This window comes from Pseudomonas sp. ANT_H12B (assembly GCF_008369325.1).
Lineage (GTDB): Bacteria > Pseudomonadota > Gammaproteobacteria > Pseudomonadales > Pseudomonadaceae > Aquipseudomonas.
The window spans coordinates 1-24,853 of sequence record NZ_VOBI01000034.1 but is presented as its reverse complement, the minus strand read 5'-3'; the positions used below and the strand labels follow the sequence as shown (position 1 = coordinate 24,853).

The 24,853-nt window shown below is 54.7% G+C and carries 22 protein-coding genes and 4 pseudogenes; 13 read left to right on the top strand and 13 right to left on the bottom strand.

What is annotated here, in order from left to right; translation table 11 throughout:
* Nucleotides 1-133: 133 nt before the first annotated feature.
* Nucleotides 134-645: pseudogene (locus tag FQ185_RS29310) on the top strand (transposase); the annotation flags it as partial.
* 378 nt (nt 646-1,023) lie between these two features.
* Nucleotides 1,024-1,185, top strand: a complete 162-nt coding sequence (locus FQ185_RS29305) for a DUF2986 domain-containing protein (protein ID WP_149420484.1) — start codon at nt 1,024-1,026, stop codon at nt 1,183-1,185.
* Nucleotides 1,186-1,341: 156 nt separating this feature from the next.
* Here the strand turns inward: FQ185_RS29305 and FQ185_RS29300 are convergent.
* The 4 genes and pseudogenes from FQ185_RS29300 to FQ185_RS29285 all read right to left on the bottom strand — a co-directional run.
* Nucleotides 1,342-1,798: pseudogene (locus FQ185_RS29300) on the bottom strand (cation:dicarboxylate symporter family transporter); the annotation flags it as partial.
* On the bottom strand, nt 1,794-2,084 hold the full coding sequence (locus tag FQ185_RS29295; RefSeq protein WP_218575900.1) for a hypothetical protein: 291 nt from the start codon (nt 2,082-2,084) through the stop codon (nt 1,794-1,796). The gene FQ185_RS29295 and the pseudogene FQ185_RS29300, both read right to left, overlap by 5 nt.
* Nucleotides 2,085-2,222: 138 nt before the next feature.
* The gene (locus FQ185_RS29290; RefSeq protein ID WP_149420483.1) at nt 2,223-2,597 is read right to left on the bottom strand and encodes a RidA family protein; all 375 of its coding nucleotides are present in this window, start codon (nt 2,595-2,597) and stop codon (nt 2,223-2,225) included.
* 43 nt (nt 2,598-2,640) lie between these two features.
* Nucleotides 2,641-3,771 (bottom strand): alanine racemase, encoded by a 1,131-nt coding sequence (locus FQ185_RS29285; RefSeq protein WP_149420482.1) that lies wholly within the window; start codon nt 3,769-3,771, stop codon nt 2,641-2,643.
* Nucleotides 3,772-3,858: 87 nt separating this feature from the next.
* Between FQ185_RS29285 and FQ185_RS29280 the strand changes: the two genes are divergently transcribed.
* Together FQ185_RS29280 and FQ185_RS29275 are read left to right on the top strand one after the other, a co-directional pair.
* Complete coding sequence (locus FQ185_RS29280) at nt 3,859-4,764, top strand: LysR family transcriptional regulator (protein WP_149420481.1); 906 nt, start codon at nt 3,859-3,861, stop codon at nt 4,762-4,764.
* Between the two features lie 135 nt (nt 4,765-4,899).
* Nucleotides 4,900-5,334 (top strand): S24 family peptidase, encoded by a 435-nt coding sequence (locus FQ185_RS29275; RefSeq protein WP_256730517.1) that lies wholly within the window; start codon nt 4,900-4,902, stop codon nt 5,332-5,334.
* Nucleotides 5,335-5,471: 137 nt separating this feature from the next.
* Here the strand turns inward: FQ185_RS29275 and norW are convergent, their stop codons facing one another.
* Both norW and norV read right to left on the bottom strand, forming a co-directional pair.
* Nucleotides 5,472-6,605, bottom strand: a complete 1,134-nt coding sequence (gene norW, locus FQ185_RS29270; protein WP_149420479.1) for an NADH:flavorubredoxin reductase NorW — start codon at nt 6,603-6,605, stop codon at nt 5,472-5,474.
* Complete coding sequence (gene norV, locus FQ185_RS29265; protein WP_149420478.1) at nt 6,602-8,044, bottom strand: anaerobic nitric oxide reductase flavorubredoxin; 1,443 nt, start codon at nt 8,042-8,044, stop codon at nt 6,602-6,604. The genes norW and norV overlap by 4 nt, the downstream gene beginning before the upstream one ends.
* 160 nt (nt 8,045-8,204) lie before the next feature.
* Between norV and norR the strand changes: the two genes are divergently transcribed.
* Nucleotides 8,205-9,728 carry a nitric oxide reductase transcriptional regulator NorR gene (norR, locus tag FQ185_RS29260; RefSeq protein WP_149420477.1) on the top strand — a complete coding sequence of 508 codons (1,524 nt, stop codon included), beginning with the start codon at nt 8,205-8,207 and terminating at the stop codon, nt 9,726-9,728.
* Between the two features lie 215 nt (nt 9,729-9,943).
* Here the strand turns inward: norR and FQ185_RS29255 are convergent, their stop codons facing one another.
* On the bottom strand, nt 9,944-11,137 hold the full coding sequence (locus tag FQ185_RS29255; RefSeq protein WP_149420476.1) for a cytochrome P450: 1,194 nt from the start codon (nt 11,135-11,137) through the stop codon (nt 9,944-9,946).
* A gap of 199 nt (nt 11,138-11,336) precedes the next feature.
* Between FQ185_RS29255 and FQ185_RS29250 the strand changes: the two genes are divergently transcribed.
* Together FQ185_RS29250 and FQ185_RS29245 are read left to right on the top strand one after the other, a co-directional pair.
* Nucleotides 11,337-11,684, top strand: a complete 348-nt coding sequence (locus tag FQ185_RS29250; RefSeq protein ID WP_149420475.1) for a hypothetical protein — start codon at nt 11,337-11,339, stop codon at nt 11,682-11,684.
* A gap of 666 nt (nt 11,685-12,350) precedes the next feature.
* Nucleotides 12,351-12,665 carry a c-type cytochrome gene (locus tag FQ185_RS29245; RefSeq protein WP_149420474.1) on the top strand — a complete coding sequence of 105 codons (315 nt, stop codon included), beginning with the start codon at nt 12,351-12,353 and terminating at the stop codon, nt 12,663-12,665.
* 70 nt (nt 12,666-12,735) lie between these two features.
* Here FQ185_RS29245 and FQ185_RS29240 read toward each other — a convergent pair whose 3' ends face one another.
* The 6 genes from FQ185_RS29240 to nosR form a co-directional block, all read right to left on the bottom strand.
* Nucleotides 12,736-13,248, bottom strand: coding sequence for a nitrous oxide reductase accessory protein NosL (locus FQ185_RS29240; protein ID WP_149420473.1), 513 nt, complete (start codon nt 13,246-13,248; stop codon nt 12,736-12,738).
* A 24-nt stretch (nt 13,249-13,272) separates the two neighbouring features.
* Nucleotides 13,273-14,103: an ABC transporter permease gene (locus FQ185_RS29235; RefSeq protein WP_149420472.1), complete on the bottom strand. Its 831-nt coding sequence runs from the start codon at nt 14,101-14,103 to the stop codon at nt 13,273-13,275.
* Nucleotides 14,100-15,023, bottom strand: coding sequence for an ABC transporter ATP-binding protein (locus FQ185_RS29230; RefSeq protein ID WP_149420471.1), 924 nt, complete (start codon nt 15,021-15,023; stop codon nt 14,100-14,102). Before FQ185_RS29230 ends, FQ185_RS29235 begins: the two co-directional genes overlap by 4 nt.
* Nucleotides 15,020-16,309, bottom strand: coding sequence for a nitrous oxide reductase family maturation protein NosD (locus FQ185_RS29225; protein ID WP_149420470.1), 1,290 nt, complete (start codon nt 16,307-16,309; stop codon nt 15,020-15,022). Before FQ185_RS29225 ends, FQ185_RS29230 begins: the two co-directional genes overlap by 4 nt.
* A gap of 27 nt (nt 16,310-16,336) precedes the next feature.
* A complete protein-coding gene (gene nosZ, locus FQ185_RS29220) occupies nt 16,337-18,256 on the bottom strand; it encodes a TAT-dependent nitrous-oxide reductase (RefSeq protein ID WP_149420469.1) in 1,920 nt (639 codons plus the stop codon).
* Between the two features lie 78 nt (nt 18,257-18,334).
* Nucleotides 18,335-20,524, bottom strand: a complete 2,190-nt coding sequence (gene nosR, locus FQ185_RS29215) for a transcriptional regulator NosR (protein ID WP_149420468.1) — start codon at nt 20,522-20,524, stop codon at nt 18,335-18,337.
* Between the two features lie 557 nt (nt 20,525-21,081).
* On the opposite strand from nosR, the pseudogene FQ185_RS31255 reads away from it, so the two are divergent.
* From FQ185_RS31255 to FQ185_RS30910, 6 genes and pseudogenes are all read left to right on the top strand, one after another.
* A pseudogene (locus FQ185_RS31255) lies at nt 21,082-21,285 on the top strand (DUF488 family protein); the annotation flags it as partial.
* A gap of 269 nt (nt 21,286-21,554) precedes the next feature.
* Nucleotides 21,555-22,262, top strand: coding sequence for a succinate dehydrogenase iron-sulfur subunit (locus FQ185_RS29205; protein WP_149420467.1), 708 nt, complete (start codon nt 21,555-21,557; stop codon nt 22,260-22,262).
* Nucleotides 22,263-23,089: 827 nt separating this feature from the next.
* Nucleotides 23,090-23,440 (top strand): hypothetical protein, encoded by a 351-nt coding sequence (locus tag FQ185_RS29200; RefSeq protein ID WP_149420466.1) that lies wholly within the window; start codon nt 23,090-23,092, stop codon nt 23,438-23,440.
* Nucleotides 23,441-23,707: 267 nt separating this feature from the next.
* Nucleotides 23,708-24,148, top strand: a complete 441-nt coding sequence (locus FQ185_RS29195; RefSeq protein ID WP_149420465.1) for a hypothetical protein — start codon at nt 23,708-23,710, stop codon at nt 24,146-24,148.
* Between the two features lie 313 nt (nt 24,149-24,461).
* Nucleotides 24,462-24,665, top strand: a complete 204-nt coding sequence (locus FQ185_RS29190; RefSeq protein ID WP_149420464.1) for a hypothetical protein — start codon at nt 24,462-24,464, stop codon at nt 24,663-24,665.
* A 10-nt stretch (nt 24,666-24,675) separates the two neighbouring features.
* A pseudogene (locus FQ185_RS30910) lies at nt 24,676-24,853 on the top strand (cytochrome c); the annotation flags it as partial.

Genomic DNA, 24,853 nt, shown 5'->3' with positions numbered 1-24,853 from the left:
CAGTCGACGTGATTCCACCTCACGCAACGGAACGCGTTTTCGCGTATCGCGAGAGTCCGAACTTGATGCCGACCCGCATGGGCGCGGCGATCACAAAAAGCAGCGCAACGGCCATGAACGCGGTGTCGAAGGCAGCGATACCAATACGGTGCGCGTAGTCGACGTCGTGTCGACGAACTCGACCTGGTCAAGCTGGGTTTTGACGGTGCCATCCCAGCCGATACTGGCCGGCCGGCTTACCACCCCGCGATCCTGCTGAAGATCTACATCTACGGCTATCTCAACCGCCTCCAGTCGAGCCGACGTTTGGAGCGAGAAGCTCAACGCAACGTCGAGCTGATGTGGTTGACCGGGCGTTTGATGCCGGATCTCAAGACCATCGCCAACTTCCGAAAAGACAACAGCAAGGCCATCCGAGGCGTCTGTCGCCAGTTCGTTGTGCTGTGCCAGCAGTTGGGACTGTTTGGAGAAAATATGGTCGCCATCGATGGCAGTAAATTCAAAGCAGTCAACAACCGCGACCGCAATTTCACCAGCGCCAAACTGAAGCGGCGAATGGAAGAAATGAAATCGAGTATCAATCGTTACCTGGCGGCACTCGATGCTGCCGATCGGCAAGAACCAACAGCTTCCGAGCCCCGCGCCATCGTTACTGAAGTTCGAAATACCGGGTTTAATGAAGGCGCTGTCGGCCTAAAAAAGGCTGGTTTTGGCCCATCCCAGAGGCTGTAAAAACGGCGTTGACGTGTTCTAGGTCGCGACCGATGCGACTCGGAGCATTGACCGTGTGATCGCTCAGCCAACGAACGTCGATGACCCGAGACGATTTGGTCATGAGCGTTTTTACACACTCTGGGCCGATAGCGGCCCTTAGTGACAGGCAGCCGACGACTCACTTCCTACAGTTGGTGAACCTCGAGAAAATCCAGGGAGCCTCTGGCGTGTTTTTTAACGTGCTACAGGGACCTGGTCCAATATTTGAAGCTGATATCATTCAAGAATTGACAAGCCGAGTAGAAACACATGAATCGTCGTAAAAAAATAAAGCAACTATTAAAGGCTCACGCAAAAAAGGCTAGCGCCAAATTGGCTCCGCCAAGCAAGTCCAAATACATTAGTAAGGCTGACCGATTGAAGCTCGATGCTGAATCCGGTCACGACCCAGTCGTTTCCTCTGAAAGCTGATCCATGCATCCTGAGAATCACCGGAATGTACAAATGGTTGGGCCAGGCATTCCGATGACCCGCGCCACGAGGACGCGGCCTGCCATGTTCCCGTAACGGCTTTACGGCAGAATGCAAAAACCCGTCGCAACGACAGGCTTTCTTCACATGGCTAAATCAAGTACGCACAGGTTCTTCGGGAACTCGCGTTGCCGGCGAAGCGATAGCCGCCACTCCAGGACCCTCTTCCAGCCTCTTTTGAAGCACCTTTTCGTCCAACTGACCACACCACTTGGCGACCACGATTGTCGCCACGCCGTTGCCGATCAGATTGGTCAACCCGCGCTTCGGACATGAAACGGTCTATCCCCAAAATCAAGGCCAGCGCCGCAACCGGCATATGCCCTACTGACGACAGCGTGGGCGCCAAGACGATGAAGCCACTGCCCGTTACACCCGCCGCGCCCTTTGATGTGATCAGCAAGACCAGCAACAAAGTGATCTGGTGCGTAATGTCCATGGGCGTATCGGTGGCTTGGGCAAGGAAAATCGCCGCCATGGTGAGGTAGATGGAAGTGCCATCGAGGTTGAAGGAATAACCGGTCGGGATGACCAGGCCCACGACGGACTTATGCGACAATTACGTCGAACGGCACCCCGAGACGATCCGCGGCGATGCGTCCCAACTTCTCTGAACAGTTGGTAACCACACCCAGTTTGTAATGGGGCGCTAACTCGGTCAGCACGCGTTTAGCCTCAGGCCAAGGTTGTAACTCGGCCCAGCGCGCCTCCAGATTTTGCGCGGCCTCTTTACCCAGTCCTACACTAATCGCAGCCTCTTCAACCAGCGTTTCATAAGGCCGGTAAGCGCCACAGCCGTAAGTCGCCTTCAAGTAAGCCATGCGCCAGGTGCGCCCCATTTCAGCGGAACCTGCAACGGAACTCCAAAGCGTCCACGAGTCCAGCAAAGCGGTGAGCAAATCGAACAGGACGAGTTTGACTGGAGCCTGCTGATCATTGTTTTCAATTGAATTCCTAACGACTGCCCTACTTTAAAGTCATGTAAGTTCAGCAACTGCTGAAATTTCCACCAAAGCCCCATGATGGAGCGGACCACACGGGATAATCACTCTTGCGGGACGGTGCGAGCCCATCAGCGTTGAATAAGTCAGATTGACGATCGGCCAATAGGCAACATCAACGATGTAGATTTGCACGCTGACCAAATGACTCAACGACGCACCAGCGGCCTGAAGCACAGCTTCTATATTGGCCATTGCCTGAAGAGTCTGGGCTTCTACTCCATCAGGAAATTCCTGAGCCTCCGGTGGAAACGGCAACTGACCGGAGATGAATAGAAGTTTTCCTGCCAGAGCACCGTGCGAGTAATGCCCACCCTGTACAGGCAGTTTCTCTGCTGTGATTAACTTCATGTGCTCTCCTTGACCGATCAAGTTTTGAATTCTGGTGAATTAATTACCAACCCGCGATGCGTGGCCAGTAACCGACACTGCGCTCCTCGCTGAGAACCTGATAACCCGCGTGCTGCGCCGAGGTGGCGCAGGCGTGATTCGGCAGGATCCGCAGCAGCGTGCCCAAGGGCAGTAAGCTCGAGGCTTCAAGCTTCCCGGCCCGTGATGAAATGATCCCGTGCTCCTGATTGGTGGCGCTGACGATCAGGTCGCCAATGGGCTGGCCGACGGCGTCACACACGACGCCATACCCCTGATCGACCGCTTGTTTGGCGGTACCACGATCACGAGAAAGTGCCATCCATCCCGCATCGGTAATGATCCAGCCTTTTTCAATTTGATGACCAATGACAGTCGTCAGAACCGAGACGGCAATATCCTGCACCTGACAAACGCCCAAGCCCGCCATGACCAGATCGAAGAAAGCGAACACACCCGCACGAACTTCTGTCACCCCGGATAAATTCTCAGTAAAAAGTGCCGTGGGTGTCGAGCCGACACTGATGATCGATAGATTGAAGCCTGCACGCGTCAGCATTTGGCTGGCATCGATAATCGCCGCGCGTTCCTGCCGGGCGCAGGCTTCGATTTCAGCGATCGATTGACTGTCGTAGGACTTGCCGGCGTGTGTCATCAAGCCGCTGACCCTGACGCCATTGGCGCTCAACAACTGCGCGATTTCCACCAACAGCGGTGATTGCGGGCCGAGACCGGAACGGTGGCCGTCGCAATCGATTTCCAGCAAGACTTCAAAAATATGCCCCGATGTTTGGGCGAATTCGGCCAACAATCTAGCGGTGTCCAGATTGTCGAGTACCAGCTTGAGCTGCGCACCTTTGCTGATCAACGCAGCTGCATGGGCGAATTTGTTCGGTGCAATACCAACGCCATACAAAATGTCAGTAAACCCGGCCTCGAAAAAGAAATCTGCCTCACGCAGGGTTGAAACAGTAATAGGCCCGCGCCCGCCTGCAAACAATCGCTCGGTGACTTCCAAAGATTTGTTGGTCTTCACGTGTGGCCGCAATACCACATTGAATGCTGCCAGTTTATTGCGCATCCGGTCGATGTTGGCGTCGAGTCGATCGCGATCCAGCAATAGAGCGGGGGTTTCGATATGAGTGAGTGCTGACATGTCTGGTCTCCTGTAATAGCGCTATTCTAAGCCTCCAGTTTCAGATTAATATTTAATAATACTAATTCTAATATTCAGTGATTCTTAATGAACGAGACATTTGATATCCGCTTTCTCTTGATCATCCGGGAAAGCGAAAGTTTGTTGGCCGCGTCACGCAAGCTGGGTCTGACGCCCTCGGCGGTAACCCAGCGACTTCAGCAAATGGAGAAAAAACTGTCGATTCGATTACTGGATCGGTCAGCCCGGCAGCTGCGCTTTACCGATGAGGGCGAGTTCTTGTGCCTGCGTGGGGCAGAGCTGGTCGAGCAGTTCGATTCCCTATTGGCAGATTTGCAAGAGCGGCGCAGTGGCTTCGTCGGGAAGCTGAAAATCAATGCGCCTTTCGGATTTGGGCGCCTGCACGTGGCACCTGCGGTGGCAGCTTTCCAGCGCCTGCATCCAGACGTAGAGATAGCATTGAGTCTGTCCGAACAGCCTATGGTCGAAGCGACCGATCGATTTGATGTCGTTATCCATATTGGGGAACTGCGCACCTCCAACCTGGTGGGCCATTCCATTGCCCCCAACCGTCGCTACGTATGCGCCTCACCCGACTTTATTGAACAGCACGGTCTGCCGGAACACCCCGACCAGCTGGCTGCCCTGCCCTGCATTGCATTGCGGGAAAACAACGAAGACGTCACGCTCTGGCATTTCACGCGCGCGCGTAAAACACACAATGTGCGAATCCGCCCAGCGTTGAGCTGCAACGATGGAAGTGTTATTCGGCAATGGGCTTGCGAAGGGAACGGCATCATCATGCGTTCTGAATGGGATGTTGCCGATGCTCTGGCGGAAGGGACGTTGATACGACTACTGCCTGGTTGGAAACTGCCAGAGGCCAATATTGTTGCGCTGACGCATCAACGCGAAGGGTTGCCCGCGAGAACGCTAAAATTTTTGCGCTTCCTCCAGGATCAGTTCCGACCGCAACCATACTGGCGGCAATAGATTGTTGTTGGCGGCACTTAGTGTGCGGTGTGTAGCCATTCCTTCAGCCACCTCAGCAATCGCCTTCTTTCCATGGTGAGTATTAATTCTGCACCGAGCGATTTAGAGTCACGAAGAATCGCAGAACTCGTGCCCATGAGCATTGGGGACGAGGGTACGCCGCTCGATGACGATGAAGTAGATCTTCCGTATTTTGCAGAAGTCCAGCTGTCTGCCGGAAGTGGCATGACGCACGTAATTGAGGTTCCAGGAAGGAAGCTGCGCTTCTCCAAGGCTACCCTCCGAATGGCCGGTGTAAACATCAACGACGCCATGTGTGCGAGGGTTCACGGCAGCAGCATGGACAGAATGATTCTGGATAGTGCGGCTGTCGGCGTTGATCGCGGACCGACAGACATCATTGATGGTGAGATTTATGCCTTCGACCACGAAGGCATGCTCAGGACCAAATATCTCTACACATTGCCCGGCGGCAATGTCAGGGCTCGCAGCGAGAACCACGAGGAATATCCTGACGAGATCTTCACCCCAGAGCAGATGGCAGAGATCAGCTCAATGCCGGGACCTTGAGCAGCTATGACCCAAGGCTTGCACAAGTTCTACTCAAAGCCGATCTGGCGATTGCAGACTTGGCGTCGACAATAAGTCCAGGAAGAACAAAACACTCAGCGCGATTGGTCGATCCGGGTGAACTCTGCAAATTCGATTTACAACGAGAGTTGCCGCAGCAATGCAAAGGCCTGCTTCATTTGGTCTTCACTAACGACGAACGCTCGTAGGTGTCCTGCCATGTCCAGACCTCTGGCTACCAACCCCTCTGACTCAAGGCTGATCTGCCATTGCAAGTCCTTACGACTGGTTTCTCCGGCCAGGTGCAGCGGCATTTCCGGGGTCTTGATCTTCACCAGCATCGCAGGGAACTTCACTTGCTCATCGCCACCCAGCACATTACGCGCCAAGGTCATGGCGCTTAACTGAATGGGTTGTAGAAACGGCAGCAGCTTGCCCTGGATTTGCGCGCAATCGCCAACGGCAAATATGTGTGGGTCAGAGGTGCACATGCGTTCATTCACTTCAATGCCACGACCCACGCGTAAGCCAGCCTGCGTCGCTAACGACGTCTCGGGTTTCAACCCAATTGAGGCAATGATCACATCGGTGGAGATTTGCCGGCCATTGGACAAAGTCGCCAACAGGCTATCGTCTCTCTTTTCAATGGATTCCAAAGCCTGGTTGAACACCATTTCCACACCCATCTGGCATAACCGGTGCTGCAAGCGGCTACTCACCTCAACAGGCAGCAACGATGCCAGCAGGCTGCAGGACTTATCCATCAGTACCACTTGCTTTCCGGCACGATTGACATCCATGGCCAGTTCACTGCCAATCAAGCCGGCCCCCAGGATCAGTACGCGCTCTGCCGCTCTCAGAGCCTGTTGGGCATGACGGTATTCCTGCTGACTGTTCAAAGTCACCATCCACTCCCGCCCGGGAATCGGCGGAACGATGGCTTGCGCACCCGTGGCAAGAATCAGTTTGTCGTAACTGAATGACTCATTGCCGGCGCTGACACGCTTGTTCTCGCGATCAATTGCAGTGAGCTGACAACCGGCATTCAGGGTTAACCGATACATCTCGGCAAACTCCGCCGCAGACTGACGAGTCATGTCGTCCGCTGTCTGATTGAGACTGATGACGTGACTCAGGTCGGGCTTGTTGTACTCATCGCAACTGTCTGCAGCGATCAACCGAATGGGCACCGCCGCATCGAGCCTGCGCAAGTTCTTGACCACCTGACGAGCCGCGAAGCCGGAGCCCACAATGACGATATCCTTGTTCATTTCGCCTCCGAAGCAAGCTCATCGAATACCGATTTACCCAGTGAACATTCAGGACACAGGAAGTAATCAGGCACATCACGCCAGGCCGTACCGGCTTGCACATCCTGCATCGGCTCGCCGATCGCCGGGTCGTAAATCCATTGGCAGACACTGCACTGCATGCGCGGGCCGTTGTCCGCGATTGGTTCTGCCTGAGCAGTTGCGATGGCTGCAGGTCGTGCGACTTGTGCGTCCGTCGATGGATGCAGCGCCCATTGCCGAGCGATTTCGCGGCCATGAGCCCGACAAACCTCAAGCGAGTCACCGTCTGGCCGCCACTTGGCTTTGAGCGCCAACGTGGTTTCAAAGCCAGCGTCCATCAAGCGCGTCTGGATACGGTCCACCGCCCCACCATTCCAACCATAACTGCCAAACGCCGAAGCCTTTTTGTTACGAAAACGCAGCCCGGTTATTTCCTCCAGCAGGGCGGCGACTTTCGGCATCATGACGTTGTTCATGGTGGATGAGCCCACCAGAACACCTTTTGAGCGGAACACGTTGGTCAGAATCTCATTCTTGTCGTGGCGCGCGACGTTGAAAATCTTCACCGCCACACGCGGATCACCTTCGTGAATGCCTTGTGCGATGGCATCGGCCATCATGCGGGTGTTGTTCGACATGGTGTCGTAGAACAGTGTGATGCGGTCCTCTTGATAATCCGCCGCCCATTCCAGATAGCGGTGCACAATCTGCGTCGGATTATCACGCCACACCACGCCATGCGCGGTGGCAATCATATCGACTGGCAGATTGAAACCGAGGATCTCGGTAATCTTCGAAATGACCAGGCGACTGAATGGCGTGAGGATGTTGGCGTAGTAGCGTTGGCACTGATCGAACAGTTCGTTTTGATCCACTTCATCATTAAACAGGTGTTCGTCGCAGTAATGTTGGCCAAAGGCGTCGTTACTGAACAGTACGGCATCACCGGTCATGTACGTCATCATGCTGTCCGGCCAATGCAGCATCGGAGTTTCCACGAAAACCAGCTGTTTGCCATTACCGACATCCAGGGTGTCGCCGGTATGTACAACATGGAAATTCCACTCTGGGTGATGGTGATGACCATTGATCGAGTCCACGCCATTGGCGGTGCAATAGATCGGCGTATTCGGGATCAGCGACATCAACTCTGTCAGCGCCCCTGCGTGGTCCTCTTCCGCATGATTGATGACGATATAGTCCAGCGTGTTAAGGTCAATCTCCATCGCCAGGTTCTGTATGAACTCCCGGCTGAACCTGTGATCAACCGTATCGATCAGTACGGTCTTTTCTTCACGGATCAGGTAGCTGTTGTAACTGCTACCTTTGTGGCATTTGTATTCTGTGCCATGAAAGTCCCGCACTTCCCAATCACGCTGACCGACCCAATGGATGTTGTTCTTGACGTGAATTGACATGACCTACCTCGGTATAGAAATGATGTTCTACGCCGAAGATGGCAAGGTCCGTGCCATGTCATAAGTTGTTGATTTTAAATAATAAATAAAACAACGATTGTCAATATGACATTGCCCTATTACTGTCTTTATGACTAATTCATTGTCAAAGTGACACACTATGAGTCTCTCCGTTGAATCCCTGGCACGCATCGCTATTCAGTTGCAAAGCGGCATTTCCCATCAGGATCGCTTTCAACGTCTGATCAATACCTTGCGCCAGTTGCTGGGTTGCGACGCCTCTGCCTTGTTGCGTTATGAACAGCGACAGTTCCGCCCGCTGGCGATTGACGGTCTGGCACCGGATGTTCTGGGGCGTCGTTTCAGCCTTGATGCACATCCGCGACTGGAAGCCATCGCTCGCGCCGGTGACGTGGTGCGCTTTCCGGCAGAGAGTCATTTGCCTGATCCCTATGACGGACTGATACCGAACCGGCAGGACCTCAAAGTGCATGCCTGCATCGGATTACCGTTGTTCGCGGACCAGACACTGATTGGTGCGCTGACAATCGATGGCATGGACCCGGCACAGTTTGATCACTTCAGCGACGAGGAGCTGCGACTGGTGGGAGCCCTTGCTTCTGCTGCCTTGACCAATGCATTGCTAGTGGAGCAACTGGAAAGTCAGACCATTACTCCTCTCTCCATCAGTAATATCCCGGCGGGCAAACCCGGCACTGAAATGGTCGGTCTCAGCGAAGTCATGCAACAGTTGAAAAGAGAGATCGAAATGGTGGCAGGTTCCGACCTGAACGTCCTCATCACTGGAGAAACCGGAGTCGGCAAGGAACTGGTCGCCAAGGCCATACATGAAGGTTCATCACGCGCCGGTCAGCCTGTGGTCTATTTGAACTGCGCTGCGCTGCCGGAATCAGTGGCTGAGAGTGAGTTGTTCGGCCATGTCAAAGGGGCTTTTACCGGCGCTATCCATCATCGCACCGGCAAGTTCGAAATGGCTGATAACGGCACACTGTTTCTCGACGAAATCGGTGAACTGTCACTGAATTTGCAAGCGAAACTGTTGCGGGTATTGCAATACGGCGACCTCCAACGGGTTGGTGACGATAACGTCTTGCGGGTCAACGTACGGGTGCTTGCCGCGACCAATCGTGATCTGAAGCAGGAGGTGTTGAGCAATCGGTTTCGTGCAGACCTGTTCCACCGCTTAAGCGTATTCCCTGTGCATGTACCACCTCTGCGTGAGCGTGAGCAGGACATCACGTTGCTAGCGGGTTTTTTCTGCGAGCAGAGCCGGGAACGCATGGGGTTGAAACGGGTGGCTCTGGCTGCCGATTGTCTGTCGTTGCTCAAGCAGTACACGTGGCCAGGAAACGTTCGCGAACTGGAGCATGCTGTTTATCGAGCGACAATCATTGCTCGTGCGACCCAGCAAAGTGACGAGCTGCGGCTTGAAGCCCAGCATTTCAATCAAGTACCCGAGCAGAAGGATACGCCGCCTGTTGCTCTGGATGTTCCTTCCCTCGGCGTTGACCAGGGTCTGCGGGATGCGACGGATGACTTCCAGCGTCAGCTGATTGAAAACACGCTGAATAATTGCGCAAGGAAATGGTCTGCCTGTGCTCGAATGCTGGATATGGACGTGGCCAACCTGCACCGACTGGCGAAGCGGCTTGGTTTGAAATAACACTCACGGCCGATCAGGGCTCAATTCAGCCAGAACCAAGCATTGATCGATTGGCCGATTGCGGGTCAGTCAAGGCCGCTACCGACATCGGCGTTGCGAAGCGGCAACACCCGACGCACTACCCGCTCTAAGCTGACGTCAATCATGCCGACCCACATCTCGGTCTCGCCGCCAAGCCGTCCAGCAAAAAAGGACTGCCCCGAGATCATCGGATCTCAGGGGTCAGGGCAGCTCCCCAAAGCTTGGGAAGACGGTTTTTGGATTTGCAGGGGTAGAGAAGAAAACCCGCTGGCAGGGAAAAATGCGTTCACTGGTTCCTTATCCGGCGCCAGTGCAATCCAACTGGTGCGTCCAAGCAGCTCCTCCATCACGATCCGTAGCTCCAGTCTGGCAAGCGGCGCACCGGGGCAGACATGAATGCCGGCACCATAGAGCAGGTTTAGCTCGGGATCGCGATCGAGGCGCATTTCATCGGGATCTCCAAAGACCGCTTCGTCCCGATTGGCGGACGCCCAGTTGAGGGCGATACGCGACCCCTTCGCCAGCGTGCGCCCGCCCAGCATGACCTGTTTCGTAGTCACCCGACGGTTCATAATCAGCGGTGCATGAATACGCAGTATTTCATCGATGGCGGCAGGTAACAGCGCCGGTTGTTCGCGCAATTGCTGCTGCCATCCGGAGTTGATGGCCAAATAATGCGCGAGAATGCCGACTGAGGCGGAAATGGTTCCGAGTTCGCCGACCGTCCAGTTACGTAAAATACTGACGATCTCATCGTCTGTCAGAGGCCTTCCCAAGGATTGATCGCGTAGCAAGATGGTCGTGATGTCGTTCGACGCAGCAGCGCCGGCTGTACGGCGCACGTCCAGCAGATCCTTGATGTAACCGTCAAACTCGAGGGCCACGGCGGCCAGGGCAGCGTCGTCTCTGGCCAGAGTGGCCGTGTGATTCTTCAGCGTCCACAGGCGCAGCGGTTCATGAAGATCGGCCGGCCAGCCCAGCCAGGCACACTGGATCTGCAACGCAAAGATTTGAGCAAATTCCCCTATCAGTTCTGAAGGGCCTTCATCCGGTAACGCCCGCACCAGACGAACAGCTATATCACGGCACACCGGGGCAAAAGCATCCATATGCTCCGGGCTAAAATAAGGCTCGATGAGGCTCCGGTACACCGTATGCTCGGGCGGATCCATGCCATTGGGGACCGAGGGGAAACGCGAGACGGCATTACTGAAGGATTCATGATCCTTAAGTACGCACAGCACATCCTCATGCCGGAATAAGGACGTATAGCCATATTGACTGTATGCAACCGGGCAACGGTGGCGCATGTCGTCGTAGGCTGTCGTCTGATCCTTTAACACAGCTTCAGACCTCGGATCCCAATCAGGTAGTGATTTCTCGTCCATCGTTTACTCCATAAACCCGTCCCACTGAATCTGGAACTAGGTAGCAAGGTTTGTCGACCTGCCCGTACTCGGTCGGGACATGTCGGAAAAGCCCGCTAGACTGAAACCGTGCACGACGTCCACCACGTCGGCATCACCCGGGAGAAGTCTGTACGGGCTTATAGGGAAAATCGGGCCACTAGCTGGCCAGGGAGACATGATGAGTAAGCTTCAGCAGTGGTTAAACTCGCAGGGCAGCACTGCGCTGTGGGTGGTGTTCTGGCTCTACGGCGTAGTGCTCAGCAATTTACTGTTTGGCCTTATCCTGGTCGCCTTCAACAAAGTTGCCCCCTCCCTGTTTGGTTTAATGCTCCTGGGTTTTGTGGCCTACACCGCGTGCATGCTCAATGCTGTATGGCGCAATGCGGATAATGTGAGTGACCTCATCTACGGTCAGATCGCTCGTTTCCTCACTGTGGCCTGGTCGATCAACGCAGTATTGGTTTCGGGGTTTCTCTTCCTAAGCCATCTGAATGCCATGGCCTTCCCCCTGCCGCTCCCTTTTTAGCTCCAAATAACCAAGGCCCTCAATGTGGGCCTTGAACGTTAAAGCCTTGATTATTTATCTTCTCGATCTGATCAGACCTCAGCAGCCCCCTCAGCTATTGCGTCGAAAACAGCGGCAGGCGCGCAATGGTCAGCCTGGGCGATTTAAATCTCGACGATGGCATCCCGGGCTTGATAGGCCTTGACCCGGGTCATTGCGGAGTCACCGATTATCGCGCCAATTGATTGTCTGCATCGTTGATCAATATCAAGTCTGACTTTGCTGACGTCCAGGATATCCATACCGCCATACTCTAAATTCAATATATTTTAGTGACTTACGTAACACCAACTTAAAGGAACAATTATCAATATAAATCACCAGCACTCAGATCCGAGAGTTGCGAATGCGACACACTTAGCATGCAATAATTTCCACTGGCGACAATCAACCACACCCCTTCCAATACATCCTGATAAAATTTGAACGATTACTCAAGCTGGCAAATCTAATAAAGGTGTAAAGAGCGTTTTTACACAAATCGGCTCCGCACTGACAATCATCGACACCTGAAGCAATGAGTTTGTTTTGCCGACAAATTCACCCTAATAATATTCAATGCGATGCCTGTTGAATAAACCGGAAGCGGGTCGTTTCGAATCTGCTTCGTAGTCTGAGGTAACACTGATGAAAAGTATTCTGGTTCCATTGCTGGCCCTGGGTGCCGCGCTGACTCTGCAGTCAGCTCAGGCCGTTGACGGTGAAGCGTTGTTCAAGAGCAAAGCCTGCGTTGGTTGCCATATGATCGACGCCAAAATGGTCGGGCCAGGCTACAAGGAAATTGCCGCCAAATACGCCGGCCAGGCCGACGCATCGGCGACCCTGGTCAAGAGCATCAAAGAAGGCAGTACTGGAAAATGGGGGCCTATCGCAATGCCGGCCAACCAGGTGACCGATGAAGAAGCCAAGACCTTGGCCGACTGGATCCTGACGCTGAAGTAAGATTGCCCCAATAAAAAACACCCAAGCCGCAGAAGCGAGCCCGCTCTCTTCTGCGAGATGGGCCGCTCGGCTACATCGTCGGGGTTTGCTGTAAAAGCGGCAGATCGATTTCCTCAAAACGCAACACCCTGCCGCCCTGCTCGCTGGCCAGTTTGCGTGCGGTGGCCTCCTCGGAAAATGACGCCAGAACAACCCCCATGGAACCTTTAAGCGAAGTGCCGACGACATAGTAGGCTTTGGTTGCGTCAATCAGATAATGGTCGTCGGGTTTCTCCCAGGCACTTTTACCCATGTCGTGCACATACAATTTCGCCTCAGTAAGGTGATTCTCCGGCTGCAGCCACCATCCGAGCATTTCTGCAGTGGAGCAGAACTTCTTGACCGTACCGTTCTCCACAACTTCGCCTTTGGGGCCCGGAAAGTCGGCGATGACCATTCCGCAGACATGGCACTCGTCGCTCTGATGGAAGGCCACTGGCGCAAGGGTTTGCTTTTCTTGCGCGCGATCATTACAAGCCGCCAATCCCAAACAGATCATGATAACGACCAGGGCACGAGCCCCGGTCAGGTACAGAATATTCATCGCAATTGTCCCCAGCGTAATGAATCAAGTCAGCCGACGGCGAAACATCCAATACGCCAGCAGCAGCGAACCCCCCACCCAAAGCAGTAGGCAGAGCCATAGCAGCGACGCCGCCACCGGTAAATCGCTGCTCAATGCCATAAGACCGATGGCATTGCCGCCGCCATCGAAACCGGAGAGGTTGATCAAGCGATAAACGTCGGTCGGGTTGAGTAACAGCAACCACGGTAATAGATCCGGGTTGAACCGGCCTTTGCTCAGCACGAGCAACGCCAGCAGCGCCAGATCGAACACCAGCACGAAGAGGAACCACACGCCCAGTGCCATCCCCGCCGCACTGGACTTTTCGCTGGCCTTGCTGCTCAAGACGTAAGCCAGCGCCAGGAACACCCACCCGAGTAGGGTGGAAGACAACATGAAACGCCCGAACGCCCAGAGCAGCAGCCCCAACTCGACGTCATCGACCAGCAAGGCGATGGCCACGGCGGCACAGCCAAAGCCGATCAACGTGGCCAAGGCGAGAATCAGGCCGTGACCGACAAACTTGCCGAGCAGGATTTGTCCGCGACCCAGCGGATAGGTCAGCAACAGCATCAGCGTGCCGCCCTCGTCCTCACCGACGATGGCATCGTAGGCCAGCAGCAGCGCGATCAGCGGCATCAGGAAAGTCGCCAGGCTGGCCAGGCTGGCGATGGTTGCCGGAATTGACGTGAAGCCCACTTGCCCAGCGGTCGCCGCGCCGAGCCAGGCGATGCCCACTGCCAGAATCGCGAACAACAGACTGATTGCCAGAAGCCAGCGATTGCGCAGCCCGTCGCTGAACTCCTTGGCGGCGATACTCCAAATCTGCTTCATGGATGAATGCCCTCTGCATCGGTGGTCGCACGACTCATGTAATAGCCGTAAAGGTCCTCGAGAGACGGTTGCAGTATCTCGATATCCTGCGGTTGATCCTCGTGGAACAACTGACGCAGCAGGTCGACTTTGTGGCCGTTGACCGCCATCACCTCGACCCCGTTGCCACCCAGAGCCGTGGCGCTGTGCCCGGCCGCATTCCAGCGTTGTAGCCACTGCTCGCGTCGAGCCAGGCCATTGGCGCGGATACGCGCCGGCAAGTCAGCTTCTTCGCGCAGGCTGGACAGAGTCCCGATCGCCTGCAAACAGCCGTTGGCCAGGATGGCCGCACGATTGATATGCGCTTCGACGCCTGACAGCACATGGGAGCAAAGAATGATGCTGGCGCCCTGTTGCCGCAGACGGTCGATCAACAGATAGAGTTCTCGGGTGGCGATGGGGTCGAGACCGACCGTGGGCTCGTCCAACAACAGCAGACGAGGCTCGCCGAGAACCGCCTGAGCCAAACCCAGACGCTGGCGCATACCTTTGGAATAGGTTTTCACCCGACGGTCTGCGGCAGCGGCAAGACCGACCTGTTCGAGCAGTTCGCCCACTTGCGTCAGCGCGGCGCCCTTGAGGCGAGCAAAATATCGCAGGGTTTCACGGCCACTCAGTTGCGGGTAGAACGTGACGTTTTCCGGCAGGTAACCGAGTTGGCGACGCACCTCGGCTTGTGCGGGTCGGCAACCGAGGACGTGCACTTGACCGGCACTGGCCTTGAGCAGGCCAAGAATCAGCTTCATTACGGTGGTCTTGCCCGCACCATTGTGGCCAAACAGACCCAGCACTTCGCCTTCGCCCAGACTCAGGGTCAGATCGCGCAACACGGTCATGCTGCCGTAACGCTGGCTTACACCTTCGATCTCGACGATGTTCATAAGATTGGCTGCTGTGTCTGGGGCATGGTCGGAAGATTCATCAACGGGTAACTGTCCTTGACCCCCGGCGATTTCGTCACCGGAAAGCTTTGCTGCACCCAGCGCAGTAACTGAATACTCGGGCTGTTCATCAACAGACGAACCTGCGGGTACAGCCACAGCAGGCGGTCAATATTGTCGTTGGGCTCGTAGATTACGTCGCCAACCGCGTCGTTATTGCGATCCCAGCCCAGGTAGTCGCTCCAGTAATTGCCGTGGCCGTCGGCCGACCACTCCTGCAAACGGGTGGCGACGTACTTGACCTGCTGCTGATTATCGACAAAGGCGTTGTCGGCGATGCGATTGTCTTCGGAACCGGCGGTGAGATGGATCCCCACGGCACTGCGTTCGAAATGGTTGTGTTCGATGACATTGAACAGCGAGTTGTAAATGAACAGCGCCTTGCCCTCGGCACCGCTGACCATGCCGCCATCGGTGGACCCGCTGCGCACGTCGCTGACGAAGTTATCGCGCAGCTCGGAATAGGTGATGTAGTTCATCAGGATGCCGTAGCTCTCGTCCTGCTCGGACCGGTTGCCGATCACCGTCAGCTTGCGGCTCTGCATCAAGGCGTAGCCGGTGCGGGTGCGGCGAGTGGTATTGCCGAGCAATTGGTTGTCGTTGGCGTACATGTAGTGCACGCCGTAGCGCAGGTCTTCCAGGGTGTTGCCCTGCAGCAAGTTGCCGTTTGAGGTATCGATGTAGATGCCGTCGCGGGTCAGCCGCACGTGGTTGCCAATGACCTTGGCGCCATGCACCGCATACAGATGAATACCGTTGCCGCGATCCTGGGAGCGAATGCTCGGGTCGCCTTCGATATCGTTGTCAATCAAGCTGACATCGCGGGTGCCGTCCACCCAGATGCCGAAACCGGGTCCCTTCATGCGGTTACGGCGTATCACCGCACCGTGGGCCTTGGGACCGATGAAGACAGCCGAATTCATCGCCGTCATGTCACGGCCCCAATCGAGCAATGTACAGCCCTCGATCCGCACGTCCGGAGCGCCGATAAACAGCACATTGCCCTGCCCCTGGGCGTTGATCACCGCACCTTTCTCGCAATCGATCTGCATCGGTTGATCAACACTGAACTGCCCTTGATAGTCTCCGGCCGGCAGCGTCCAGTGATTATCGCCATCAAGTCGCAAGGGCAAGTCAGTGATCGGTTGCGCCGCCAGCGCGCTGCCGCCCGTCAGCAGGAGCGCCAGCGCAAAGACCTGCACCGGGATGCACTTGGTATCGGTCATTGGCTCGCTCCTGTCGCGGGGCAATGGTCAGGCCTTCTCGACCAGCATGCGGCCGACCATTTCCATGTGCAGCGCATGGCAGAACCAGCTGCAGTAGTACCAGTGCAACCCGGGCTGGTCGGCAATGAAGGTGATCGAGGACGTTTGCTGTGGGCTGATCTCCATGCTCACACCGTGGTTGGTCATGACGAACCCGTGGCTCACGTCTTCCACCTTATCGATGTTGGTGATGGTCACCGTGACCTCATCACCCTGCTTGACGGTGAATTCCGTAACTCCGTAAACCGGAGCCATCGAGGTCATGTAGACCCGGACTTTCTTACCGTCATGGATGACCTTGTTGTCGCTCTCCAGTTTGATCCCGTCCTTGACGGCGATCGCCACGGTTTCGGCAAAAAACGGATCATCGCGGTCCCAGATTTTTTTGGTCCTGATCTGATCACGACGGGCCATGACGCAATCGTGGGGTTCGGCGAACGCCGGGCCGTCGTGCACCAGTTTCATCTCGTCGCCGGAGATGTCGATCAACTGGTCGTTCTCTGGGTGCAGCGGGCCAGTCGGCAGGAAGCGGTCTTTGGAAAACTTGCTGAGCACCACCAGCCACTGACCATCGGCCTCACTGGTTTCTGTCAGCGATGCATGGTTGTGGCCCGGCTGGTATTGCACGTCGAGTTTTTGCTTGATGTAGTTGACCTTCTCGCCGGTGTAGGCGCGAATCGCCTCCTCCATGTTCCATTTCACCACCTGACTGTCGATAAACAGCGTGGTGTAGGCATTACCGCGGCCATCGAAGGTGGTGTGCAACGGGCCAAGCCCTAATTCGGGCTCGCCGACCACCACCTCGCGCGGGTCTTTAAATTTGTCGTCGAACAGATCGTCAAGCTTGGCGATGGCGATGATGGTGCAGGTCGGCGAAAGCTTGCCGTTGGCAATGAAATACTTGCCATCGGGCGAGGTGTTGAGGCCGTGGGGATTCTTCGGCACCGGGATGTAACGAGTGAACTCGCTGTCCTTACCCTCGGTTCTTCGACCGTCGACCACCGGCACCTTGGAGCCGTCCAGGGTGATGACCTTGCCGGCTTTGATCGCAGCCTCGATGCGCGGGATGTTGAACACCACCACCCAGTCGCGTTCGTTGCGCATCATACCGCCCAGGTCGTATGCCCTCTCCGAGTTGTAGCAGGTCGAGGCTGCATACTTGCCGGTGTAGTCGGCGTCGGTGTTGTCCAGATTGCCTTCGACGATGACCTGGAAGGCCATTTCCATTTTTTCGGCATCAATGGCGTTGAACATCGTGTAGCTGTTCTTGTCCTGCAGGTCGAAGGTGCTGCCGTCATTGGGGTGTGGAATGACGAATTCGGCGTTGGCGAATACGTACTTGGTATGTGGCACTTTCTGCAGACGCAGCCCGTGAACAGCCTGCACATTGGGCACGGTGAGCATCTTGTCGCACTTCATGATGTCCAGACGGATACGCGCAACGCGACTGTTGGCCTTGTCGTTGATGAACAGGTACTTGCCGTCGTACTTGCCGTCGGTCATCGACAAATGCGGGTGGTGGCAATCGCCATTCAAGAAATGCGCGCTATCGCCCAGGACCCGTTTGCTTTCGTTGGTCAGGCCCCAACCGGTGGCGGAATCGACGTTGAACACCGGAACACGCAACAACTCGCGCATCGACGGAATGCCCATGATCCGCACTTCGCCCTGATGGCCGCCGCTCCAGAAACCGTAATACTGGTCCAGTTCGCCCGGCCCCACATGAATTTTCGATTGCGCGTCCTTGGCTGCTGCCGCCCAAGTCTCGCGGGTGAACACCGCACTGCCAAGGGCGGTGCCACCTGCCAGCGCGACGCCGGTCAGGGCTGAAACGCCGAGGAAACCGCGTCGGTTAAGGCCTGTGCCCTCCACCGTTTCATGATCATCTTTCGACTTGTTATCGCTCATGGGTTTTTCTCCATCGGTGGCAGATAAAAATAAGCTCGGTCAATCGAGTCTTGATCCCTCGCGTGCTGCGAGGGCGGGTCAGGGTTCAAACACTTGCACCACTGGAATCAAGTCGGCCTGCGCGGGTACGGGGGCTGGTTTGTCCCGTGTCTTGCGCTTGTTCTTGAGTATCAGTGGCGGGCATTTGTTTTCGTTGTGATAGGTCATCTGGCAATCGAGGCAGTAGTGGCACTCGTTGGCGTTGATATGACCATCGGGTTGGATCGCCTGGATCTCGCATTCCTTGGCGCAGAGCTGGCAGGGAGTGCCGCACTCCTTGCGTCGTTTGAGCCAGTCGAACAGGCGCAGCTTGCTGGGAATGGCCAGCGCTGCGCCCAAGGGGCAGACGTAGCGGCAATAGACCTTGCGGGTGAAAATGTTGATGACCAGCAGCGCCACCGCGTAAGCCACGAACCACCACTGGCGGTCGAACTTGAGGGTGATGGCGGTCTTGAACGGTTCCACCTCGGCAAATTGCTCGGCGGTGGTCATCGACTCCAGGGAGATGCCAAATAACACCAGCAAAATGATGTACTTCACCGCCCACAAACGTTCATGCAATGCGAAGGGTAGTTCAAATTGCGGAATCTTGAGTTTGCGCGAGGCTTCGTTGATCAACTCCTGCAAGGCGCCGAAGGGACACAACCAGCCGCAGAACACGCCTCGCCCCCACAGCAAAATGCTGGCGGCGGTGAAGGTCCAGAGGATGAAAACAATCGGGTCGGTGAGAAACAGTTCCCAGCGGAAGTTCTCAAACAGCGCATGAGCGAAGGTCAGGACATTGACCACTGAAATCTGCCCCAGGGCGTACCAGCCGATGAACACCACGGTGAAAACCAAATAAACGCGACGGAGCCAGTGGAGGAAGCGCGGGTATTTAGTGAAAGTGTCCTGCAGGAACAAAATCACCATCAGCACAGCAAGGGCCGTGCACAGAATCCCGATCTGAAACGCTTTCTGGTACCAGATATTGACCCACGCCGGCCTGTTGGCAACCTCGATGGCGGTCAGTTCTTCGGCAGTGGGCGGTGGGCGCAAGAGGTATTGTTCGGGCAGTTGGTAGGACAGTTCGAAGCTGCTGAAGGTGCCGCCGATTGCGCCGGTTTGACGACGCACCAGCAACTCCAGAGCCCAAGGCGATCCCGGATCGAACCTGGCCGGTTCGCGCACAATGAAAATCGACATCTCAGTGAATTCCGGCATGCCTTTGGCAAACACATCGGAGAGCCGCTGATGGTCCATGTCGCGAAAGCTGATGACATTCCCAAACTGGCGCAATTGCACCCGATCGAAAATCCCGCCGCGCACATACCCTGAACCTTTATAGGAATAGAGTCCGCGGCCCAGCACCACAATGGCGTGTTCACCGGGCTTGAGGTCTTGCATGAGGAAGCGGTATTGATTGTCGCCCAGCAGGTTGCGACCGATGGCGGGCGGGTTCAAATCGGCGGTGTAGAGCTCGATGAAGGTCTCATCAACCTGCTCGGCGCTGGAGTTGTCGACGCCTTCGGCTTCGGTGCCCTTGAAAGCAGCGTCGACCTGGCCACGGGTCAGATTCAGTCGGCGAATGGCGCCGTTGCCGGTCAGTTGCTCCCAAGTGGCGGGTTCGTAAAAGTCCTGCCGCACAGTGGCGGGCTTCTGTGTTGCGCCGCCCTTGTCCTCAATCAGTTTGAGCGAGACGGCCACCTTGTGCGCAGCGCGCATGATGATCTCATTGACCACCATGACGGTTACCGTCGCTCCAGAAATACCATCGACGGTCACTGCCTCTGGATCACTGGAGTGACCAACGACCACCCTTCGATCGGCCTTGACCCCTTTGTATTTGGCATCGAAGGCATGAAGCTTTTCCACGGGAATACCGATCAGCAGAATCGGCTCATGGTGTTCCAGCACATAAGCATCCTGGATGACACCGTGGGTATCGAGAATGACCTGCATATTAATCGGTTTGCCCGAGTAGGCCGGAATATCCACCACGTCCTGACTCTGGAACACATAACCGAGCACCGCTTTGCCGGTGCTGATGGTGCGAACCTTGAACTCGCCTGTCGGCTCGGAAAGCTTATCACTGCCAGGAAATATGGCATCTACCCGCTGCTGCTCGAGCCCGCCATAGTCCTTCGCCTGTAATCCGGAAAACCCACCGAACACCAGACACAACAAAAGGAACAGCCCATATTTAAATGGACGCCGGACACCGGGCAGTGAGAGCTTGGAAGCACGCATGGGTTCGCTGAGCGATCGACCTCTGACGAATGAGTCACCGAGTAACGGTTATGCTCCATCGCCTCTTGATTAGAGTTATGTGATTAACACTCCTCCTTACTCACGGACATTGCAAATCATATTCTATAAGCGGGTCAAAACAATTTTCCGCACCAATGGTTCAATATTTATTTAATGAAGGAAGGCTATCCAGCAGACAAATAATCATCTTCAAATAGGTCGGTATATTTTTAGTCATTCCACATGTCTGATTTTTATCGAGTTTTCGTCAAAATACAGGTATGAATAAATTATTCTTTTGACTACAAGCTGAAATTTTCGAATTACCTCCCCCCTTGCGAATACAATTTCAGGCGCAGGACCATCATTCGATGGTGAAGCGCTTGACCCTTCGCCTAAGCGTTCTAGGAGACAGTAAACGAAGTCGATTTTTCATTGTCATAGTTAGCACTATTGATATTTTTGGACCCAGGATAATGTTCGAGCTTCCAGTAATTTATACAATAGGCCATTCCACCAGAGCCCTATCTGAGTTCATTTAACTACTTCAGGCCGACCATATTGATTGGCTCGCGGATATTCGTACCGTGCCCCTATCGCAAACTAACCCTCAATTCAATTTTAATACATTACCGCAAGCGCTTGCTGCGCAAAATATCGATTATATACAACTGACCAAGCTTGGCGGATTACGAAAAAAATCAAAAACTGTGGCGCCAGACATTAATGGATTCTGGATCAACCAAAGTTTTCATAACTAGGAATCTCGGCAGCCGCCGTGATTTGCAGATCTACTGCTGCTCCCTCGTTGCCCGCGCCGATGCGTCGCATAGTCAGGAAGCAGATTGTCTGTCAGCGACGCTTCACCGTCCGCCCCGTAAGCTCGCGCCGGATGCAAATTCGCTCTGACGTCATCAACGTCTATGCTCCACATGAGGAATTCTTCGGATCGACCGGATGTGGGTACCGTGTGCTCACCGGATCAAGGTGCTGTCCACTCTCGTCGTAATCGGTGGAGGAGAAACGAGCCATGATTGAAGTACAGGTATATCGATACCACCCAGAACAAGAACGGTCGCCTTGGATGCAATCGTTGTCGTTGCCCGAGGAGTTCCGAGTGCGAATGGTGCTGGATGCGTTGGAGTTCCTGCACGAGGCAGATCAGACACTGGTCTATCGGCGCTCCTGTCGGGAGGGTGTTTGCGGCTCGGATGGCATGAATATCAACGGCAAGAACAGGCTGGCTTGCATCACGCCAGTTTCGGAGGCGTTGGGCACGGCCAGCATATTGATCATCAGACCTTTGCCCGGCATGCCGGTCATCCGCGATCTGGTAGTCGACCAAAGTCTCTTCTTTCAGCAGTACGAGAGCATCAAGCCATGGCTGATCAACCACGAGCCACCACCGGCCATCGAGCGTCTCCAGTCCCCCAAGGAGCGCGCTAAGCTCGATGGGCTGTATGAATGCATTCTCTGTGGCTGCTGTTCCTCGCAATGTCCATCCTGGTGGTGGAACCCGGAAAAGTACGTAGGTCCAGCCGGGCTGTTGCAGGCTTGGCGTTTCATCACCGACAGCCGCGATCAGGCCACGGTGGAACGGCTAGAGCGGCTGGAGGATCCGTTCAGCTTGTTCCGTTGCCGCAGCATCGGCAACTGCTCTTGGGTCTGCCCCAAGGGGCTCAATCCCATGGGAGCCATCGGGAAAATTCGCCAAGAACTGTTCCGAAAATCCACCTAGGACGTTGGATCAACGCGATGAATCGGCTCGGCTTCTCAAGACTCTTTAGAGCGCCTCTTTTTGGCCGTTGTGTTGAAATAGTCGGCTTCGGTTTCCACGGCAGAAATGTGCCCTTCGGCAAGCGCTCAGGCTCTACGGGAGAAACCTGCAGAGGAATTCGCACATCCTTTCCCTTGATTTTGACGGCGCTTACACCCCGACGCCGTCGACTTGTCTCGCCAAGGGCCGACCCGGAAGGCCGAAGGTACGCTTTTTATGTGGGCGCCGATTCTTGCCAATCTACTCGACGATTTTCTAATGATCTCGCTGGTATTGAGCGCCAGTTGTCGCACTGGCGTTTAGGGCAATTGCGTTCGCTTAACAATACGCGAGCACAGTCGCTTTTATCGGCCGGACGAGGAAGATGTGTTCCGGCCCTTTACACGATAGAAAATGAACATGACTGCTCAATGCTTGGCGACAGAAAAGATTCACTCCCTAAAACCCAGACAGCCTGCCCGACTGGTATCGGAACTGTAGCCTTTACCGGCATTGCAGCTTACAAATGTTAGTTGCGCACTGGAGGCGTCGGAATATCCCTGGCATTGGTACTGCGCCCTCCTGTCAAAGTCACTCATCAAATACCAATCGTCCAGCCATGCACACAGGCACGCACAAGCTATCAGGCGAGAAGTCATATTGACTATTTATTTGTCATTATGACTTTTATCGAATTCGGTCATAATGACTAGATGTTTATTTAAGTACTTGATATTAATCAATAAAATTATTGGTCCGCTTTGTGCATTGAATAGCGAACTTAACGCAAATCCCCAAGGGACAATGTCATGACTCGCTCAATCGCGCTCAGTTTTACCCTGTGTACACTGCTGTCTCCACTATGCCAGGCAGACCAGATAATCCGTGAAGTCCCCGACACAACCGCTGGCCAAGGTTTCGGCGCTTTGACCGGAATGATGGTTGGCGCGGCAGGCGGCCCGATTGGTGCATTGGTCGGCGCAGTTGGCGGTTTTTTCGCAGGCAGTGCGGTGCAAGCAGGCATTGGCAAGGCTGAAACCGCTTATGAAGTGAAAAACGCGCAAGACGAGATTAGTACGGTGCGCTCACCCAATGCGAGTTTTGAAGTCGGGCAGCAAGTCACGCGTAAAGGTGCGCGAGTGGTGGCATCTGAGGAGTAAGAAGCTGAAACAGTTTCATATGACTAATAGAACCGCTTTTTAGGCTCGCTTGCGGGCCTTTTTTAAGTCGTTTTTTGAAAGTTATTATTAACGAATTCGATGAACGATCAGCTTTCTAATAGATTCCCACCACTCGATGTTCTTCCCTCCATGGCTTGCCCGGTCAACCCTGAGGTATGACCCTCTTGGTCGTCGATTAGCCCTTCTGCGCTACGCAAAAATCGGTCACATACAAATACCGGAGCTTGATGATTTTCGAAAATAACTGTGGCACTAAACATTAAGGTATTTTGGATCAACCAAAGTTTCCATAACGATACCGACTATGCGTTGCCCGAAGAGTTTGAACATGGCTTTTTACAGTTATCGGTACCCAGTCAGGACCCGCGATGCGCGCTCATGTATTCGGAAACCGTTTTGTGTTTGTGGCTTTGCCATCGTGGACCATTTTGGAGGCCGTATAAATCGTCAGGAGATGCAGAAGCCCTGTCTTGGATTTCCGGTCAGCCCGAAGTATGTCTAAAGCTGATGCCTGAACGTAAAAGCCAGCAGTTCAGCGAAGCACATAGCTTGAGCTGCGCCGCCCTTGATCTTCTCGATCGGCTCTATCTGGATTGGAAATTTTCAGCCAGTATCATGAGAAGAGACGAAATACCGATCTCAAAATATCATGACGCCATCGAGCACTTACGTGTTGATCATGACTGAATACCATGCGCCTCCGCCCTCAATAGAGATACGCTGATCATTTGCTTCACCTCGATTATTTCAATTTCTTCTGTGTGACCGCCACTACGACTGGTTCAAATTCTATTCAATTTCTTGACAGCTATGCGAAGTCTACTAGCCTCAAGATCATTCATTTTCCCAATTTGAACCACGGCACTCAAATATGCAGCGCTTGGTATTGTTAATAATTAGTGCCTGTTATCGGCTATTCGAATCCTGACCTCAGACAATCGTCAGTGCAGCAGAAGTCGAGGTCGCCTGCCTCGTTCCGAGCAGCGCAAAGCCGCTGTGCATGCGCCTAACGCTCTTCCTGTTGATTAATACCCACCCGGCAGAGCGCTTTTCCGGGCACTTTCCACCTGCACTTTCTACTCGGGAGGCAGTCGTGCAAAAAGCTTTGAAGATAGTCAGCTACGCCGTGCTCGTGCTGATGGCCAGCGCGGTCGTTTATGCCAGCATTATCGGCATCACCTATTGGACGGGTATCGGCGTCTAGGGAGTTCGCAATGAACAAACGCCAGACACGCTCGTTCGCGCTGATATCGACGGCCATCGCTACGGTGGTGTTTCTGGGCATGACCGTTGATAGTCACCGGCAGTTTCCGAAATTGACCAACGCTCAACAGATCACGCCAGAGGTCACTCGCGGCAAGGATGTATGGCACGAATACAATTGCATCAATT

What these genes read in the sequence shown, in the direction of transcription:
- FQ185_RS29305 (WP_149420484.1), top strand. Translation starts at nt 1,024, where the DNA reads ATGAATCGTCGTAAAAAAATAAAGCAACTATTAAAGGCTCACGCAAAA.
- FQ185_RS29295 (WP_218575900.1), bottom strand. Translation starts at nt 2,084, where the DNA reads ATGGGGCGCACCTGGCGCATGGCTTACTTGAAGGCGACTTACGGCTGT.
- FQ185_RS29290 (WP_149420483.1), bottom strand. Translation starts at nt 2,597, where the DNA reads ATGAAGTTAATCACAGCAGAGAAACTGCCTGTACAGGGTGGGCATTAC.
- FQ185_RS29285 (WP_149420482.1), bottom strand. Translation starts at nt 3,771, where the DNA reads ATGTCAGCACTCACTCATATCGAAACCCCCGCTCTATTGCTGGATCGC.
- FQ185_RS29280 (WP_149420481.1), top strand. Translation starts at nt 3,859, where the DNA reads ATGAACGAGACATTTGATATCCGCTTTCTCTTGATCATCCGGGAAAGC.
- FQ185_RS29275 (WP_256730517.1), top strand. Translation starts at nt 4,900, where the DNA reads ATGAGCATTGGGGACGAGGGTACGCCGCTCGATGACGATGAAGTAGAT.
- norW (WP_149420479.1), bottom strand. Translation starts at nt 6,605, where the DNA reads ATGAACAAGGATATCGTCATTGTGGGCTCCGGCTTCGCGGCTCGTCAG.
- norV (WP_149420478.1), bottom strand. Translation starts at nt 8,044, where the DNA reads ATGTCAATTCACGTCAAGAACAACATCCATTGGGTCGGTCAGCGTGAT.
- norR (WP_149420477.1), top strand. Translation starts at nt 8,205, where the DNA reads ATGAGTCTCTCCGTTGAATCCCTGGCACGCATCGCTATTCAGTTGCAA.
- FQ185_RS29255 (WP_149420476.1), bottom strand. Translation starts at nt 11,137, where the DNA reads ATGGACGAGAAATCACTACCTGATTGGGATCCGAGGTCTGAAGCTGTG.
- FQ185_RS29250 (WP_149420475.1), top strand. Translation starts at nt 11,337, where the DNA reads ATGAGTAAGCTTCAGCAGTGGTTAAACTCGCAGGGCAGCACTGCGCTG.
- FQ185_RS29245 (WP_149420474.1), top strand. Translation starts at nt 12,351, where the DNA reads ATGAAAAGTATTCTGGTTCCATTGCTGGCCCTGGGTGCCGCGCTGACT.
- FQ185_RS29240 (WP_149420473.1), bottom strand. Translation starts at nt 13,248, where the DNA reads ATGAATATTCTGTACCTGACCGGGGCTCGTGCCCTGGTCGTTATCATG.
- FQ185_RS29235 (WP_149420472.1), bottom strand. Translation starts at nt 14,103, where the DNA reads ATGAAGCAGATTTGGAGTATCGCCGCCAAGGAGTTCAGCGACGGGCTG.
- FQ185_RS29230 (WP_149420471.1), bottom strand. Translation starts at nt 15,023, where the DNA reads ATGAACATCGTCGAGATCGAAGGTGTAAGCCAGCGTTACGGCAGCATG.
- FQ185_RS29225 (WP_149420470.1), bottom strand. Translation starts at nt 16,309, where the DNA reads ATGACCGATACCAAGTGCATCCCGGTGCAGGTCTTTGCGCTGGCGCTC.
- nosZ (WP_149420469.1), bottom strand. Translation starts at nt 18,256, where the DNA reads ATGAGCGATAACAAGTCGAAAGATGATCATGAAACGGTGGAGGGCACA.
- nosR (WP_149420468.1), bottom strand. Translation starts at nt 20,524, where the DNA reads ATGCGTGCTTCCAAGCTCTCACTGCCCGGTGTCCGGCGTCCATTTAAA.
- FQ185_RS29205 (WP_149420467.1), top strand. Translation starts at nt 21,555, where the DNA reads ATGATTGAAGTACAGGTATATCGATACCACCCAGAACAAGAACGGTCG.
- FQ185_RS29200 (WP_149420466.1), top strand. Translation starts at nt 23,090, where the DNA reads ATGACTCGCTCAATCGCGCTCAGTTTTACCCTGTGTACACTGCTGTCT.
- FQ185_RS29190 (WP_149420464.1), top strand. Translation starts at nt 24,462, where the DNA reads ATGCGCCTAACGCTCTTCCTGTTGATTAATACCCACCCGGCAGAGCGC.